This window comes from Pantoea vagans, assembly GCF_001506165.1.
Lineage (GTDB): Bacteria > Pseudomonadota > Gammaproteobacteria > Enterobacterales > Enterobacteriaceae > Pantoea > Pantoea vagans_C.
In genome coordinates this window covers 3,658,081-3,674,655 of record NZ_CP011427.1, presented here as the reverse complement: position 1 = coordinate 3,674,655, position 16,575 = coordinate 3,658,081, and the positions used below count along the sequence as shown (strand labels likewise).

At 55.4% G+C, this 16,575-nt stretch carries 13 protein-coding genes; 5 read left to right on the top strand and 8 right to left on the bottom strand.

Translation table 11 applies throughout. The features are described from left to right. Window positions 1–51 precede the first annotated feature (51 nt). The 4 genes from LK04_RS17080 to LK04_RS17065 all read right to left on the bottom strand — a co-directional run bounded on the left by LK04_RS17080 (window position 52) and on the right by LK04_RS17065 (window position 6,111). Entirely contained in the window at window positions 52–1,461 is a 1,410-nt protein-coding gene (locus tag LK04_RS17080) for an MFS transporter (protein ID WP_039335842.1), read from the bottom strand. Between the two features lie 188 nt (window positions 1,462–1,649). Further along, window positions 1,650–3,170: a p-aminobenzoyl-glutamate transporter gene (abgT, locus tag LK04_RS17075; protein WP_039335843.1), complete on the bottom strand. Its 1,521-nt coding sequence runs from the start codon at window positions 3,168–3,170 to the stop codon at window positions 1,650–1,652. A gap of 185 nt (window positions 3,171–3,355) precedes the next feature. Continuing rightward, window positions 3,356–4,801 (bottom strand): M20 family metallopeptidase, encoded by a 1,446-nt coding sequence (locus LK04_RS17070; RefSeq protein ID WP_039335844.1) that lies wholly within the window; start codon window positions 4,799–4,801, stop codon window positions 3,356–3,358. Then, window positions 4,798–6,111 carry an amidohydrolase gene (locus LK04_RS17065; RefSeq protein WP_039335845.1) on the bottom strand — a complete coding sequence of 438 codons (1,314 nt, stop codon included), beginning with the start codon at window positions 6,109–6,111 and terminating at the stop codon, window positions 4,798–4,800. Before LK04_RS17065 ends, LK04_RS17070 begins: the two co-directional genes overlap by 4 nt. A 114-nt stretch (window positions 6,112–6,225) precedes the next feature. On the opposite strand from LK04_RS17065, the gene LK04_RS17060 reads away from it, so the two are divergent. Both LK04_RS17060 and yjdN read left to right on the top strand, forming a co-directional pair. Continuing rightward, the gene (locus LK04_RS17060) at window positions 6,226–7,128 is read left to right on the top strand and encodes a LysR family transcriptional regulator (RefSeq protein ID WP_039335846.1); all 903 of its coding nucleotides are present in this window, start codon (window positions 6,226–6,228) and stop codon (window positions 7,126–7,128) included. Window positions 7,129–7,206: 78 nt separating this feature from the next. After that, window positions 7,207–7,638, top strand: a complete 432-nt coding sequence (gene yjdN, locus LK04_RS17055) for a VOC family metalloprotein YjdN (protein WP_039335847.1) — start codon at window positions 7,207–7,209, stop codon at window positions 7,636–7,638. 131 nt (window positions 7,639–7,769) lie between these two features. Here yjdN and LK04_RS17050 read toward each other — a convergent pair whose 3' ends face one another. The 3 genes from LK04_RS17050 to LK04_RS17040 all read right to left on the bottom strand — a co-directional run bounded on the left by LK04_RS17050 (window position 7,770) and on the right by LK04_RS17040 (window position 11,014). Then, entirely contained in the window at window positions 7,770–8,636 is an 867-nt protein-coding gene (locus LK04_RS17050) for a nucleoside-specific channel-forming protein Tsx (protein WP_039335850.1), read from the bottom strand. Window positions 8,637–8,999: 363 nt separating this feature from the next. Then, window positions 9,000–10,358, bottom strand: a complete 1,359-nt coding sequence (locus LK04_RS17045) for a sensor histidine kinase (protein WP_039335852.1) — start codon at window positions 10,356–10,358, stop codon at window positions 9,000–9,002. Then, window positions 10,355–11,014 (bottom strand): response regulator, encoded by a 660-nt coding sequence (locus LK04_RS17040; protein WP_039335853.1) that lies wholly within the window; start codon window positions 11,012–11,014, stop codon window positions 10,355–10,357. Before LK04_RS17040 ends, LK04_RS17045 begins: the two co-directional genes overlap by 4 nt. A 165-nt stretch (window positions 11,015–11,179) precedes the next feature. On the opposite strand from LK04_RS17040, the gene LK04_RS17035 reads away from it, so the two are divergent. The 3 genes from LK04_RS17035 to LK04_RS17025 all read left to right on the top strand — a co-directional run bounded on the left by LK04_RS17035 (window position 11,180) and on the right by LK04_RS17025 (window position 13,954). Next, on the top strand, window positions 11,180–11,548 hold the full coding sequence (locus LK04_RS17035; protein WP_039335855.1) for a helix-turn-helix domain-containing protein: 369 nt from the start codon (window positions 11,180–11,182) through the stop codon (window positions 11,546–11,548). 193 nt (window positions 11,549–11,741) lie between these two features. After that, window positions 11,742–12,632: a LysR family transcriptional regulator gene (locus tag LK04_RS17030; protein WP_039335857.1), complete on the top strand. Its 891-nt coding sequence runs from the start codon at window positions 11,742–11,744 to the stop codon at window positions 12,630–12,632. Between the two features lie 110 nt (window positions 12,633–12,742). Beyond that, window positions 12,743–13,954 (top strand): MFS transporter, encoded by a 1,212-nt coding sequence (locus LK04_RS17025; RefSeq protein ID WP_039335859.1) that lies wholly within the window; start codon window positions 12,743–12,745, stop codon window positions 13,952–13,954. Window positions 13,955–14,047: 93 nt separating this feature from the next. Here LK04_RS17025 and LK04_RS17020 read toward each other — a convergent pair whose 3' ends face one another. Next, complete coding sequence (locus LK04_RS17020; RefSeq protein ID WP_039335873.1) at window positions 14,048–16,438, bottom strand: glucose/quinate/shikimate family membrane-bound PQQ-dependent dehydrogenase; 2,391 nt, start codon at window positions 16,436–16,438, stop codon at window positions 14,048–14,050. Between the last annotated feature and the right edge of the window lie 137 nt (window positions 16,439–16,575).

Below are 16,575 nucleotides of genomic sequence, written 5' to 3'. Positions count from 1 at the left end.
AGATGCGAAATAGTGGGCGGCTCTATTTTCCGCCCACGACCCTTCGATAAATCAAATATTCTCCAAATCCAGCCCGCGCGTCTTCGGACCGTAAATCCCCACTGACAGCATCACCATCAACATACTCAGCACGATAAAGGCGATCACGCCCTGGCTGCCGGCGTACTGCAGAATAATGCCAATCAAAATACTGCTGAACACGGTCGACAGGCGGCTGAAGGAGTAGCAGAAGCCCACTGCACGCGCGCGAATATGGGTCGGGAAAATCTCGGTCTGGTAGGCGTGATAACTGAAGGTCAGCCACGCGTTGCTGTAGGTGATCAGGAATCCACAGATGATCATCAATACCGGGTTGGTGACCAGTGCGAACAGCGTACCGAACACCACGGTCATCAATGAAGAGAGAACGATCTGCCATTTGTTCTCAATCTTGTCGGCGTAGCGGCTGCAGATCAGCGAGCCCAGCGGGTAGGCCAGCGTGATGAAAAAGGCATACAGCAGGCTGTGGGTCACGGTCGCACCTTTACCTGAAAGCAGCGCAGGCAGCCAGTTGCCGAAGCCAAAGAAGCCAATTGCCTGGAAGAAGTTCATCACCACCAGCATCAGGGTACGTTTGCGATAAGCCGGTGCCCAAATCTCGCTGAAACGGCCTTTTTTCGGCAGCTGTGCGGCGGCATCGCTGTTAGAGAAGTCTTCACCCGGCGCAATACCACAGCGTTTTTCCATCTCACTCAGTACGTTATGCGCTTCCTGATGGCGGCCCTGCTGTGCCAGCCAACGCGCAGATTCTGGTAGGTTTTTACGAATCAGCCAGATCACCAACGAGCAGACCGCACCGGCAATCACCACCCAACGCCAACCTTCAAGGCTCAGGATGGTTTGTGGCACCAGCCACCATGACATCAGTGCCACCGCCGGCACCGACAGGAACTGAATAAAGAACGAGAAGGCAAAGGCGCGGCTACGCAGGTGCGCGGGGACCCATTCGGACAGATAGGTATCGATGGTCACCAGCTCAACGCCAAGGCCAATCCCGACCAGGAAGCGGAACAGGATGATCATCTCCGCACTCTGCTGGAACGCCATCAGCAGTGAGAAGACGCCGTACCACGCGAGGGCACACATAAAGGTGAGACGACGTCCAAATCGGTCGGCATAAGGCGCAAGTAGGCTGGCACCAACAAACAGGCCGAGGAAAGTGGCAGAAGCAAAAGCTGCCTGGTCGGCAAAGCCAAATACCCCTGCGGAGCCGGTATGAAACACGCCAGCAGCGAGTAGGCCAGAACTGATGTAGCCCGTTTCGAACAGATCGTAGAGCTCAAAAAATCCTCCCAGTGCCAGCAGCGTAATAAAACGCCACAGCCCTGCAGAAGAAGGCAGTGCATCAATGCGCCCGGCTAAGGTGCGACGATCGGCTGCGATGTTGTTATTCGCCATCCCTGTCGAAGTGATTGTTGTCATTACTGGATAAACCTCGGTGTTTGCAGAACTCGCGCGGTTTTATGGGTTTTAAAAATAATTAACCGTTAGCAAGCGAAGGAATAGCAGAATAATCAATTCATCGGAAGTTGCCGAGAGGCGTAACGGTGACATTTTCGCAATCTACGTTGCAGTTCACAGAAGTGTGATCGCCGTCCATGGCGATGCGCTTAGTGCAGGCTGGGATAGACGCCCGGACCAATCGGTAAGCCGAGTGCGTACCAGACCAGTAGCAGTACAATCCAACTGATGAAGAAAACCACCGGATAGGGGAAAATCAACACATAATAGGTGCCAAGTTGCGCATCTTTTTGGTATCGCTGTAGGAAACCAAGGAACAACGGCAGGAACGGTGACATCGGTGCCAGCGGCAAGACGGCAGAGTCAGCTATGCGGAAAATCATCTGTGCAAAGGCCGGATGGAAACCAAGCAACATAAACATCGGCACAAATACCGGTGCCAGAATCGACCAGATAGCCGAGCCGCTGGCGATAAACATGCACAAAAATGCCGACAGGAACATCAGGCCAAGGAAAGCGGGTGCGCCGCTAATCCCGGCACTCTCCAGCATATCGGTCAGGCCGATAGCCATAAACTTGCCCATGTTGCTCCAGTTGAAGAAGGCGACGAATTGCGATAGCGGGAATACCATCACAATAAAGCCCGCCATGCTCTTCATCGGATCGACCAGCAACTGCGGAATATCATCGGCCCGACGAATCTGCTTCGTCACTGCGCCGTAAGCAATCGCCACCACAAAGAAGAACAGGATGATGATCGGCACAATGCCCTGAATAAACGGCGAAGGAATAATGCCGCCGGTTTTCGGGTTGCGCAGCGGTGCGTGTTCCGGCACCACCAGTAGCGCCATCAACGCAATAAATACCAGTGCAGCAATACCAGCCGCTCTCAGGCCGCGATTTTCCAGTGCCGTCAGCGGCGGCAGGCGGTCTTGATGACCACCGTTCCATGCGGGCAGGCGCGGCTCAACGAATTTATCGGTGAGGATCGCGCCCACTACCGTCAATACGATCACTGAACTGGCCATAAAGAACCAGTTATCGATCACGCTGACGTGCACGGTATCGCTCACCGCTTTCGCCGCTTCGGTACTGATACCCGACAGCAGGACGTCGGTGGTGACGATCAGCAGATTGGCGGTAAATCCAGACGCCACACCGGCAATCGCTGCCAGCAGACCCGCTACCGGATGACGACCCACCGCGAGGAAGATCAGTGCGCCGAGTGGTGGCATCACCACCAGTGCCGCATCCGATGAGATATGGCTGAAGAAGGCGATAAACAGCACCATATAGCTGGCGTAACGACGGCTCACGCGTGAGGCCATCTTCACCATCAGCGATTGCAGCAGGCCGACTTTCTCGGCCAGGCCTGCACCAATCACCAGCGCCAGAATCGAGCCGAGTGGCGTAAAACCACTGAAGTTTTTGATGATGTTCGGCAGGATCCACTGAATCCCAGCCACGCTCAGCAGGTTATTGACGCGTACCAGCTCGCCGTTGGTGGGATTTTTCACTGCCAGATCAAAGGCGCTGATAATGGCGGTAGCCACCATCAATACCACGATCAGATAGACAAACAGTAAGAATGGGTTCGGCACTTTATTGCCGACGCGCTCTATCCAGCTAAACAGCTTCCCTGGGCTGCGGTTCTCCGTGGTCACTTCCATCAGCTTTGCCTCATTAGTCGTCTTGTTGTATTTGCATGCCCGCGTTGGGGCTGTCATTTTTATAGTGTTTTAGATATTTCTGGGCGCATAAATGCGCCCCCTACAACTGTGGTAAACCTTACAACTGCGCCTAAGCCCCGTAGTGTACGCATTGATGCGCACTTAGTCGGAGTACCGCGCTTATTTCAGGATGACAACTTCGATGGTGTGACGTCTGCCGGTATCGGGCAAACATAAGGCTGTTCGCGGCGCACACGCTGAAACTCCTCACGACAGCGTGCCAGCGCGTCCTCGTCCTGTAACAAGGTCAGCGCGGTGGCGGCCATCACTTTGGCGGCCAGACACATGCCTTTGTGACCCAAAGAGGTGCGGCCCTGTGCCACCAGTTGCCAGGTGTGCAGCGGGGTACCGAAGGCAAAACAGGGCGCGAAGCACTGTGCCGTCGGCGTGACCCAACTGACATCGCCGACATCGGTTGAGCCGTACAGCAGCTCGCGCGTGACGGCGTACGGCGCCACCTCATCCATCAAAATCTTGTCACCCAGCGCTTCTGTCCACGCCACGCCCGCTTCACCGCCGGTGCGTGCCGCATTCAGGCGCGCATTGCGCAGATCGTCTTTGGTCAGCGTGGCACGGATCTCGGCGGCAAACTGCTGCTCATCCGCGCTGTAAGCTGGCAGGCCAAACTGATGCAAATTGCGCTCCATGACGGCTTCCAGCGCACGATTGGGCACATAGTTGGAGCAGGCTTTGTCGAATCGTACCGTCATGGTGGTGTCCGTCATCAGGGCCGCGCCTTTGGCGATGTTGATGACGCGCTGGTAGATATCCTGGGCCTGATCGAGTTCCGGTGCGCGGATCAGATACAGCACTTCGGCATCGGCCTGCACCACATTGGGAGAGACGCCGCCAGTATTAGTCACGGCGTAGTGCACGCGGGCTTCCTGCACGATGTGCTCGCGTAAGAAGTTGGCACCGGTATTCATCAGGGTGACGGCATCTAAGGCGCTGCGGCCCAGATGCGGGGAGTTAGCGGCGTGCGCGGCGACGCCCTTGAAATGAAACGCGGCCTGAATGTTGGCAAGGGTGCTGAGGTTGAACATGCCGCTGAACCCTTCAGGATGCCAGGTGACAGCCGCATCGACATCATCAAACAGTCCTTCACGCACCATAAAGGTTTTGCCGGAACCGCCTTCTTCGCCCGGACAACCATAAAAACGCAATGTGCCGCGTTGACCGTTCTGCGCCCACCAGGCTTTAATGGCAAAGGCGGCAGCCAGCCCGGCGGTGCCTAATAAATTGTGCCCGCAGCCGTGTCCGTTGCCGTTCTCGACCAGCGGTTGTGGCGTGGCGCAGCCCGATTGCTGGCTTAAACCGGCCAGTGCATCGAACTCACCCAGAATCGCAATCACCGGCTTGCCGTTGCCGATGCTGGCGATAAAAGCGGTATCGATATTGCCGACGCCGCGTTCAACGCGAAAACCTTCCTGCTCCAGCGCATCAGCCAGAATGGCGGCAGACTGCGTCTCTTCAAAGCGGGTTTCCGGCACATCCCAGATGGCATCGCTGAGCGCAGTAAAGCGCGGCTGATTCTCGTTGATGTAATGATCGATAAAGTCGTGATGGCTCATCGCTGGCCTCCAAACTGCGCCTGATTCAGCGCCAGGGTGGCCAGCGTTTGCACCGCGGTGGCCATGATCGCTTCATCAAAATCGAATCTGGCGTTGTGATGGCCTGCTGCCAGATCGCAGCCGAAGATCACATACGAAGACTGGCCGCCGCGCTGCTGCACGCGCTCCAGCATGTAGGTGGCATCCTCTGAACCTGCCGCCTGCTGTTTGGTATCAATGACCGAGGTGAAAATGCCCATCGCATCGGCCTGCTGGTGGATGAAATCCACCCACGGTTGGCTCGGTGTACAGCTGCGAGCACCGCCCATCAGTTTGATATCGTACTCAACGCCATACATCGCCGCCGCGCCAGCGATGACGCGCAAAGCCTGCTGATAGATATCGTCGTTAACCTGATTGCTGACGCCACGGGTTTCGACTTTCATCAGCGCGCAATCCGGTACCACGTTACGGCCGGTGCCCGCCTGTAATACGCCGACGTTAACGCGCGCCACGCCGCCGCTGTGTTGCGGCAGATTATGCAATGCCAGCGTAGCCTGTGCGGCAGCGAGCAGGGCATTGCGGCCCTCTTCTGGTTTACCGCCTGCATGTGCGCCGATACCCGTAAAACTCACATCCAGTTTGGTGGTGGCGAGGAAGCTATCACTGCCGCAAACGATTTCGCCTGCGGGCACGCCTGTGCCAAGGTGGATGGCGGTAAACAGATCCACATCATCCACCACGCCTGCAGCGACCATGGCTTTCGCACCGCGCACGCCTTCTTCGGCGGGTTGGAAGATGATCTTGATGGTGCCGCTGAGCTGATCTTTCATCTCCATCAACACGCCCGCCAGCGCCAGTCCGATGGTGGTGTGCCCGTCGTGACCGCAGGCATGCATCATGCCGGCATTGCAGGAGGCAAAGCCCTCGCGGGTCGGGATATGGTCGGCATCACGGCTTTCGTTCTGGTCCAGTGCATCCATATCGACCCGGAAGCCCATTACTGGGCCGGGACGACCGGTTTCCAGCGTGGCGACAACGCCACAGAAACCGCCTGAGAAATGGGAGATCCACTGCGGCAGCGCACCTTGTTCTAGCGCGCGGGCTTCTTGCTGCGCCAGCACCTCGGCGGAGGGCAATCCCATACGCGCATCAGCATCGATCACTTCACGGCCCAGCTTCAGCTGATAACCAAGGCGATGCAGCTCTTCAGCGACCAAGGTCGCGGTACGGAACTCCAGCCAGCCCGATTCGGCAAATTGGTGCAGATCGCGACGCCAGATTTGCATCTGCGGTATCCGCGCGTTGACGAGGTCGGAGAGGGTTTTCATCGGCATATCCTTTGTGTTGGTTTTTTATGCATTAACCCGAATCTACACAATGGTATTGGTGCGCATAAGATGCGAATATCTTGTCACTGATAAACAACGGTTATCACAAAAATCATGCCTGCCAACCTCAAACTTCATCAGCTGCGTGCCTTTGTCGACGTGGCGCGCCAGGGTAGTATTCGGGCGGCCAGCCGCTTATCGGGGCTATCGCAGCCCGCACTGACCAAAGCGATCCAGGAACTGGAGCTGGCGCTCGGTGCGCGCCTGTTCGAACGGCGTCAGCAAGGCGTCACGCTGACTGACATCGGTGATAACTTTTTTCGACATGCCAGTCTGGTGCTGGAAGAGCTGCGCGTGGCGCAGGAGGATATTCAGCAACGCCTGGGACTGGCCGGTGGCCGGGTCAATATTGGTGTGGGCGGCAGTATCGCGCGTACCATCATGCCGCAGGTGATCACTCAGTTTCATCGCGAATATCCGCTGGTGAAGGTGCGCATTGTTGAGGGGCAACTGGTGTCGATGGTGCATGAACTGCGACAGGGTGCGCTGGATTTCACCATCAATACCTACGATCAACACCATCTGGATCAGGAACTGATTTTTGAACGCTTGATGCAGCGAGAATATCAGGTGGTGATGCGCAAAGGGCATCCCATGGCCCATGCGCGATCCCTCACGGAGTTGCAGCACTGTGACTGGACCATGCCGACGCCGCAAGGCAGCTATTACCGGCTGTTGCACGATTTGTTTGGTGAACGCGGCATGGCACCGAAGATCGTCGTCACCTGTGAGACCTTTATGGCCTGTACCAGTCTGGTGGCGAAGAGCGATTTCGTCAGTATTATTTCGCGCGATGTGATTGAAGATCCTACCCACGGCGGGCAGTTAATCGCTCTCGATCTTGACGATCCGCTGCCGAAAGCCACGTTCTATTTGATTCAGCGAAAAGACACCGCGCTGACGCCGATGAGTGCCTATATGGCGCAATTATTCCGGCGTTACTGTCAACAAAGGTAAGAGTGCGGCCTGGCTCCCATCTGATTAAAAATTGCGCACTACACTTGCACTGGACGTTCCAATTCTGGAGAACTGACCATGCAAATTACTCCCTATGTGTTTTACAACGGCCGCTGCGAAGAGGCGATCGCCTTCTATCTTGAGGCGACCGACGGCGAACTGCTGTTCAAAATGACCTTTGGCGATATGCCAGACGAAACAACTGTCGAAGATGAAGGCTGCCCATCTGGCATGACGTTCTCACCCGAACAGATAATGCACGCGCACCTGCGCATCGGGCAGGGCGAACTGATGATGAGCGATGGCGCACCGCAGGCGAATTACGCAGGATTTTCCGTGAGCTTATCAACGCCGGATGAGGCACAAGGCAAGCGGTGGTTTGATGCATTATCGGCAGGCGGAGAGGTGACGAAAAAGTGGGAACCGACCTTCTGGGCGCACGGCTTTGGCATGTTCACCGATAAGTTTGGCGTGCCCTGGATGGTGAATGCCTATAAACCACAGATTTGACAGGTGTTGTTGAGATGCGTGGCGGCACAATTCATTGCGTGTATGTTACCAGGTGCGCATAAATGCGCACCCTACGAAAACCGCACACGATCGTTGTAGGGTCGCCATTTATGGCGACCTGGTCCATGCAATCAGAAGTTGTAACCCACCACCAGGTAGTAACCCCAGCCGGTTGATTTCACTTCAAACGGACCGTTGCCGAAGTTCAGCTCCTGACCATCCGCCCACTGTCCGCCGTTGTGGAAGTAACGCGCCACGGTAGAAACGTGCCAGTGATCGTAGTTCAGCGACAGGATGTGGCTGGAGGCGATCGAGTTGCTGGTACGCGATGGACCGGTTTCGTCACGCAGATCCGAGCCCCAGTCGAAGTTGGTGAAGCCGATATAGCTCAGCTTACCGCCCCACAGATCGGTAATCGGCACAAAGTATTTCACCTTGAAGCGATAACCATCCCAGCTGTTTTCGTTCGCCGCACCATAGTTCTGCCACTGGTACTTGGCATACACGTTCAGTGACAGGCCGATATCGCTGTGGGTATCAATATCGGTACCCAGACCCATGTACCAGGTGTTTTGACGCTGTGACGCGTTGCGACCCATGTCATAGATATAGTTGTTCGCGAAGTACCACTCTTTAAACGGACCAAATGCCAGGCTGGTGCCGGTCAGTTTATCGATAGAGAAACGCGGCTCAATTTCCATGAACAGCGGCGAACCGTGGTCGAAAATGCCGTTTGCGTTGCTGTTGCCTGCGCCAAAGAAGTTGGTCAGGTCGGCATAGCCGTAGAAATCGAACCAGTCCTTTTTGGCAAAGGCTTCGTATTCGAGATACACATCGTTGTTGAACTGAGGTCCGAAGCGCGTGTGATAGCTGCCCACCACGTTTACGCTCTGATGCCACCAGTCAGAAAGATACTGCGGATCGCTGTCTGCCGCTTGTGCCGCGCCGGTCCAGCTGCTGGCCAATAAGGCCCCTGCTATCAATGCTTTAAATTTCATTATTGTTATCCACATGCTTGTGATCGCCGCGAATGCGCCGCGATCGTGTCAAATCGATCCCAGGGGATGGGCAGTGTGTTGGTTTAAACGGTCTGAATCGCCGAATTTTCAAGTGCGCGTAATGTGCCTGTAACAGAGCGATAGGAAATAGATTTTGATCACGTTTGTCAAAATGTGTTGCATTTTGATTCATCTGAAATGTGACTGTGATCACAAAAAAGGCGTGTTGCGAACGGAACCCCGCAACCGATTACGTTGTCGCGTTCAGCGGTAATTTGATGGGATGTTGAAAAGGAGGGAGTGGCGCGATTTATCGCGCGGCCTGAAGACCGCGCTCTACCGAAAAGGTTAGCAACCGTCGAATCAAGGCAAGGTCACACGTACCTGCAAGCCAGAAATCTCGCCTTGCGGATTATGACAGTTGGACAGCGCCACCTGCATTTGATGCTTTTGCGCCACGCTACGAACAATGGATAACCCCAAGCCGCTGCCTTGTGCCTGCACATCCGGCGAGCGTGTGAAGCGGTCAAAGGCGCGTTCAATAAAGGATTCCGGCATGCCTGGACCATTATCGATGATATCCACCACGGTGTGATTGCCCACGCGATGTAACAGCACATCCACCAGACTGCCCTCTGGCGTGTGCAGCATGGCATTGCCTATCAGGTTATCGAACAGGCTGCGCAAATCGGAGCGGCTGGCGTGCAGGCGGTAATGCGTCGTGCCGTTAAAGCCAATATCAATCCCGCGTTTGTCTGCCACCACCATCAGTTGCTCAATACTCTCTTTGAGCAGATCGTCGATGTCGATGGTCTCGACGGAGGCTACTACCGACTGATCTTCCTGCCGTGAGATGTTGAGCAGTTGCGTAACTAAGTGGCGCGTGCGCGTGACGCCCGCTTCCAACTGGTCAAACTGTCGGCTGGCCTCGCCCGGTTGAATATGCTGACGCAGATTTTCCAGTTGGAGAGTGACGGCGGTCACCGGCGTGCGTAATTCATGCGCGGCATCTTCCAGGAACTGACGCTGTGAAGACCAGGCCGCACGCAGTTTATCCAGCAGCGAGTTATAAGCCGCGACCAGCGGCAGCACTTCATCGGGCAGGCTGTTGGGTGAAACCGCGTGGGGGTGCAGCGTTTCCTGGGCGGCAATTTGCCGCGACGCCACGCGTAAATCTCGGGTAATCGCGCGAACTACTAACCATATCACCAGCAGCGAGAGTGGCATCATTAGCATCAACGGAATGATGGCGGAAAGTACCCGCTTCACCATCAAGCTCTTCATGTAGCCAATGTTATGCAACACCTGAATATTGCCAATTTCACTGCCTAACTCACCGGGGCGGGTATAGACACGCCATTCACAGTCATCGCCGCAGTCGCCCACTTTCAAATCTGACCAGCCTTTTTTGGGCTGGAGCGGTGCCTGTAACGCAGGCCAGGAACTGGCGCGCAGGTGGTTGTGGTCATCCCACAACTGCACGATGTAGGTACTTTTTAGCTTCTCTTGCTGCATCACCATCGGCATTAGCGCGGGCATGCGTTGGCTGGATGACCAGGCATCGGCGATCTTCGCGAGTTGATCGTCCTTCATGGTGCCCATCATGTCGCCATAGCAGTGGTAGAAGTACCAGGTGACGCCGCCAATCATCGCCAGGTGCAACAGCACCAGGGTGAGCAGCAGTTTGTTACGCAAGGAGCGCATAAAGGTGAAAGGTTTCATATTGCCGGTACTCGCCAGCCCAGGCCGCGTACGTTACGAATCACTTCGTTATCAAGCTTGCGGCGCATGCCGTGGATCAGCACATCAACGGCGTTACTGGTGACTTCTTCTCCCCAGCCATAGATGCGGTTTTCTAATTGTTCACGCGATAAAATCGCGCCGGGACGTTCCAGCAGTGCATACAGCAGCGCATATTCACGGGCGGTGAGTTGTTCGCGTTGCCCTTTATACAATACCTCACGCGTCATCATATCCAGCTGCACATCGCCGCTACCTAACAGGGAATCCGCCGCACCGTGACGACGTCGGGTGATTGCACGCATGCGCGCCAGTACCTCTTGCAAATCAAAGGGTTTGAGCAAATAGTCATCGGCACCGCTGTCGAGGCCTTGAATACGCTGTTGTACGGTGTCACGCGCTGTCAGTACCAGCACCGGCGTCATATCGCCTCGGGTGCGAGCACGTTTCAATACGTGGATGCCATCTTCACGCGGCAAGCCTAAATCAAGCAATACGCAGGTATAGCCGCCCTCAGACCAGGCATTGGTGGCATACACGCCATCGCGCACCCAGTCCACTGACCAGCCCGCCGCTTCCAGCGCCTGCTGCAAGTTGGTGCCAATCATTTCATCATCTTCTACCAGCAGCACGCGCATAGTGTTCTCCCAGACTGATGAACGCAGTTTACCTTCGGATTCTTAGTAGATAATTACACTGCTCTCCCTCCTTGCTAATTCTGCGCTAATTTTCTGCTAATTAAGGGATAAATTTAACGCGCTACAGTGACTGCACTGGACATATTGTCGAAGCAGGAGGTTCCCATGAATCAGAGCGAATTTATCCGTAGTTTGCTGGACTGGATAGAAGACAACTTAGGTCACGATCTGCATCTGGATGAAGTAGCACGCCGCTCGGGATACTCCCGCTGGCATCTACAACGTCTGTTCCGTCAACACACGGGCTTCTCTCTGGCAGAGTACATTCGCCAGCGCCGGTTGACTGAGTCAGCGCTCACGCTGATTAACAGTGATGAAGCGATTTTACAGGTGGCGATGAGCTACGGGTTTGATACCCAACAGGCCTACACCCGCACCTTTAAAAATTACTTTAGCGTCACGCCGGGCCAGTTACGCCGCCAGCGTCGTGTTGAACAGGAACGTTTGTTATTCCCGCTGGCGGTGGCCAGTTGAGGCAAGCTCACTCTATTTTCTCAGCGCAGTCTTCGTAGCGGCGCAATTCATTGCGCGTCTTTCAGCGGCACTTTAGCCTCTGCTATGCGCGATAAATCGTGCCGCTACGAATATGTGCAGTGATGAAATTCGGTGCTAATTCTGTCGTTTACTTTTAATCTTCAGTTCTCACTCTCTTCATCTGTCTGAGAACATGGACAACAGCGATAATCTCACCGCTATGATGCTGTTTGCGCGCGTCGTAGAGCGGCAAAGTTTCAGTGAAGCTGCGCGAACCCTGGGTATCTCAAAATCGCATGTCAGCCGTGAAATTGCCCGGCTGGAAGTGCGGCTCGGCATCAAACTGCTGCAGCGAACTACGCGCAAGGTGGTGCTGACCGAGCTGGGGCAGGCTTACTATCCGTTCTGTACCCGCATGCTGGAAGAGATGCACCGTGCCGATGCTTTTGTGCAGCAGGTACATCAACTGCCCGCCGGGAATGTGCGCTTGCAGGCGCCCATCACCTTTGGTTGCCAGTGCGTGGTACCCACCCTGAATAACTTTATCCGCCGTCATATTCACATCAACGTCGACCTTGAACTCACCACCAGTGACGACCCACAACCCAGTGCAGATGTCGCGATCGTGATCCGCGCCCGGCCGCCGGAAGTGGCCAATTTTCGGGAATTAAGCACGATTGAGTGGGGCTTGTATGCCACGCCCGATTATCTGGCGGCGCATCCTGCCATCGATCATCCTGAACGCCTGACCCGCCACGATTTGCTGCTTTTTCACGGTCCGGCGCATACCGCTGCACTGCCGTTTCGACGCGACAAACAGCGACTGGCGCTGGACGTACATAGCCGCTTTCGTGCCAATAACAGCATGGCGCTGCTGAATGCCGCGCTGGCGGGCACGGGTATCGCTTATCTGCCTGCGTATATGACGCAAGAGGCGTTAGGGTGTGGGGAAATTCAGCAGGTGTTACCGGAGTGGCAGATGGATCGCTTGCACAGCTATCTACTGCTCAAAGAGCAGCCACAGCCTTCGTCACCGGTCACGCTGCTGTGTGATGCACTCATCAATACATTAGGTGAAGGTTGATTGTTGTTATCTGGCAACAATGCAGTGCTGGTTGGCAAATATCCCTCTCGCCCTGTTTTCTCCGCTTCAGCGCTGTTAGCCTGCTAAAAAGCAAAAACAGGGAAATCACTATGTCGTCCTCTTCAACCGTGTTAGCGCCTGAGCAGCAACACTGGAAGCGTAACTTGTGTGTCTGCGTGCTGGGTTCGTTCAGTACCATCGTGGCGATGACGTTACTGTTACCTTTTTTACCACTCTACGTGCAGCAGCTTGGCGTGCAGGAACCTGCCGCGATTGCCCGTTGGTCTGGGGCCGCGTATGGCGCAACCTTCCTGAGCGCGGCGCTCACCGCACCATTGTGGGGTAAGTTGGCCGATCGCTATGGCCGTAAACTGATGCTGATCCGAGCCAGCCTTGGGATGGCGATTGCCATGTCACTGATTGGTATGGCGACCGCGCCGTGGCAGCTGGTGGCGCTGCGTTTGTTAGCCGGTTTATTAGGTGGCTATGCCTCTGGCTCAACCATTCTGGTGGCGTCGCAGACGCCTAAAGAGCAGACTGGCTGGGCGCTGGGGGTATTGTCATCCGGCATTATGGCGGGCAACGTGGTGGGGCCGCTGCTGGGCGGGATACTGCCACCTCTTATCGGGATTCGTCACACCTTCTGGCTGACCGGTGCGGTGATTTTCCTCGCCTTCCTTGCCACCACCTTTTTGTTAAAAGAAGCACCGCGTCAAGCCGGTAAAAAAGCGGCGCAGAGCAATATTGAGGAAGATAAATCGATTAATCTGCCGGTGGTCAGGCTGATGTGGTTATCAGGCATGTTGCTGATTTTCGCCAACATGTCGATTGAACCGATTATCACGCTGTATATCGGCCAGTTTGTCCAGGGTGAACATGCCATTACGGTCACGGCGGGGGTGGTGATGGCCGCCGCCGCATTGGGCAGCATTCTCTCTGCACCGCGTTTGGGCCGACTGGCGGATCGGGTCGGGCATGGACGGGTGTTGGTTTATGGCCTGATTGCCTGTGCCGTGCTGCTGATTCCCCAGGCGTTTATTACCCAAGCCTGGCAACTGGTGGTATTGCGTTTCCTGATGGGGATGGCGCTGGGCGGGTTGATGCCCTGTGTGACGGCGTTGATTCGCCATAACGTGCCGCAAGAGCAGGTGGGGAAAATGCTGGGCTATTCGACTTCGGCTCAATATGTCGGCCAGGTGTCGGGCCCGCTGTTTGGTGGATTTGTCGGCGGCGCATTCGGCATGCAGCCCGTGTTTCTGGCGACCTGTGTGATCATTGCGCTATGCGCATTGTTAAATGCACGAGTGTTAAAAAAACCGTAGCGGCGCAATTCATTGCGCATCTGTTAGCTGCAGAACGTGAAGCAATAAAAAGGCGGGCTTCTCAGCCCGCCTTTGTCATTTTAACCCAGAGGCTTACTTCGCATCTGGCAGTGCATAAGCAATCACATAATCGCCCAGCTTAGTCCCAAACGAACCGTGACCGCCTGCTGCGATGACAACATACTGCTTGCCATCCACTTCATAGGTCATCGGTGTTGCCTGGCCACCGGCTGGCAGACGTGCTTGCCACAGCATTTCCCCGGTGTTGGTGTCGAACGCGCGCAGATAGTTATCGGCAGTCGCACCAATGAAGAACACGTTACCGGCGGTGGTGATTGGGCCGCCCAGCATTGGCATACCCATCTTGAACGGCACTGGAACCGGTGCGCTGTCGCGAACGGTACCGATACGTTTCTTCCACACGGTTTCGTTGGTTTTCAGGTCAACAGCAGAGACATAGCCCCATGCTGGCTGTTTACACGGCAGACCGAACGGAGACAGGAACGGATTCAGCTCCACACCATAAGGCACGCCATACTGTGGCTGGATACCGGTTTCGGTACCTGAACCACCTTTGTCATCAGCTGGGGGTTCGATCGGGTTACCCGGACCGCGTGGCACCAGTTTAGAGACAAACGGCAGCGCCATTGGGTTAGCAATCGCGATCTGACGATGTGGATCAACCGCGATACCACCCCACTCAAACATGCCGAGGTTACCTGGGAATACCAACGTACCCTGCTCAGACGGCGGCGTGAACGGACCTTCATAGCGCAGACGCTTGAAGATCACGCGGCACACCAGCTGGTCGTACATAGTCGCGCCCCACATGTCCTTGTCCGTCAGATTGTTTTTCGGACGGAAGGTCAGTTCGGAGTACGGCTGAGTAGGAGAAACGTGGTCACCTTTCGCAGCACCCTGCGGCACTGGCGTCTCTGGTGCTGGCACGACAGGCTTACCGGTACGGCGATCCAATACAAAGATGTTACCGGTTTTCGCCGGGGCATAAATCACCGGTACGGTGTTGCCCTCTTTGTCGGTGATATCGGCCAGCGTCGGCTGTGACGGCAGGTCCATATCCCACAGATCGTGATGCACCGTCTGATATGACCATACCAGCTTACCGGTAGTGGCATTCAGGGCCAGCACGCTGCTCGCATAACGCTCTTGATCAGGTGTACGGTTGCCGCCCCAGATATCTGGAGTGGAAACGCCCATCGGCAGGTAAACGGTATCCAGTTTTGGATCGTACACCGCCGGTGCCCAAGAGTTAGGCGAGTTCATGGTGAAGCTGTGTTCGTCATCTGGAATCGCGTTAGGATCTTTCGCGCCCGGATCAAACACCCACAGCAGCTTACCGGTGTTGACGTCAAAGCCACGGATGGCGCCTGACGGCTCACGGGTTGAATAGTTATCGGTGACCGCACCGGCAATCACGATAGTGGTATCAGTGATGATCGGTGGGGAAGTCGGCTCATACTGACCTGGGGTCAGCACCGGCTGTTTGTGCTGCAGATCCAGCTCACCGTTGTTACCGAATGATGGGCAACGCTCACCGGTTTCGGCATCCAGTGCGAACAGACGACCGTCGTTTACCGGCAGGTAAATACGGCGCGAGCACAGCGCAGGCTGGGTGTTGGCTGCATCAGCGGCAGCAGGCATTTCATGATAAGAAACACCACGGCAGGTAACGTGCTGGAAAGTTGGATTCGGCTTCAAGCCCGGATCGAATTTCCATTTCTGCTTACCGGTGGTCGCATCCAGCGCAAACAGAATCTGGTGCGGTGAACACAGATACAAGGTGTCGCGGATTTTAATCGGCGTTACTTCGTCGGTGATTTCACCCGGATCGTTCGGGGTCTTGAGATCGCCGGTCTGGAACTGCCAGGCCACCTGCAGATCTTTCACGTTGCCGCTGTTGATTTGCTTTAATGGTGAGAAGCGGGTGCCTTGCTGGTCACGCGCATAGGCTGGCCAGTCAGCATCCTTGATGTTGCTCAATGGCTGCGCTTGCGGGGCATTATCCGCCGCCGCAGGGATTTCACCATTCAGCTCCTGCGGATCGTGGAATACCGCCCACGCCAGAACCAGTATGCTGGCAATCAATGCAACGGCCATCAGACCGAGAGCACCTTTACCCGCATGGTTCAGGCCGCGATAGACAAACGGCAGAATCAACCAGATGCCGAAGATCACCAGCACATCGGTACGTGGTGCCAGCGCCCAGAAGTCGAAACCGACTTCCCAGACACCCCACACCAGCGTAGCCAACAGCAGTAAGGCATACAGCATGATTGCTGCGCCGCTACGACGCCACAGCAGGACAGCGGTGATCAACATAATCACACCGCCAATAACGTAGTACCAGGAACCTCCAATGGCGGCTAACCAAACGCCGCCAACCAGCATAAATGCGCCCGTGAGCAGTGCGAACAGCACTGTCAGGAAACGAATCACGCCAAAAGATGAGGAAGCTTTCCCCATAATATTAACCTCTTTCTTTGCCATAAACTTAAAAGAAAACAACGCATTGGGTTGTTTTCCGACATAGAGTACGAAGTGACTTAAGATGTACGATCGGCGCGCTTCCATGACGCCAGATGATCCCTTTGCGTTAAATT

Bases quoted from the DNA above. Each gene is read 5' to 3' on its own strand.
- LK04_RS17080 (WP_039335842.1), bottom strand. From the start codon at position 1,461: ATGACAACAATCACTTCGACAGGGATGGCGAATAACAACATCGCAGCC.
- abgT (WP_039335843.1), bottom strand. From the start codon at position 3,170: ATGGAAGTGACCACGGAGAACCGCAGCCCAGGGAAGCTGTTTAGCTGG.
- LK04_RS17070 (WP_039335844.1), bottom strand. From the start codon at position 4,801: ATGAGCCATCACGACTTTATCGATCATTACATCAACGAGAATCAGCCG.
- LK04_RS17065 (WP_039335845.1), bottom strand. From the start codon at position 6,111: ATGAAAACCCTCTCCGACCTCGTCAACGCGCGGATACCGCAGATGCAA.
- LK04_RS17060 (WP_039335846.1), top strand. From the start codon at position 6,226: ATGCCTGCCAACCTCAAACTTCATCAGCTGCGTGCCTTTGTCGACGTG.
- yjdN (WP_039335847.1), top strand. From the start codon at position 7,207: ATGCAAATTACTCCCTATGTGTTTTACAACGGCCGCTGCGAAGAGGCG.
- LK04_RS17050 (WP_039335850.1), bottom strand. From the start codon at position 8,636: ATGAAATTTAAAGCATTGATAGCAGGGGCCTTATTGGCCAGCAGCTGG.
- LK04_RS17045 (WP_039335852.1), bottom strand. From the start codon at position 10,358: ATGAAACCTTTCACCTTTATGCGCTCCTTGCGTAACAAACTGCTGCTC.
- LK04_RS17040 (WP_039335853.1), bottom strand. From the start codon at position 11,014: ATGCGCGTGCTGCTGGTAGAAGATGATGAAATGATTGGCACCAACTTG.
- LK04_RS17035 (WP_039335855.1), top strand. From the start codon at position 11,180: ATGAATCAGAGCGAATTTATCCGTAGTTTGCTGGACTGGATAGAAGAC.
- LK04_RS17030 (WP_039335857.1), top strand. From the start codon at position 11,742: ATGGACAACAGCGATAATCTCACCGCTATGATGCTGTTTGCGCGCGTC.
- LK04_RS17025 (WP_039335859.1), top strand. From the start codon at position 12,743: ATGTCGTCCTCTTCAACCGTGTTAGCGCCTGAGCAGCAACACTGGAAG.
- LK04_RS17020 (WP_039335873.1), bottom strand. From the start codon at position 16,438: ATGGGGAAAGCTTCCTCATCTTTTGGCGTGATTCGTTTCCTGACAGTG.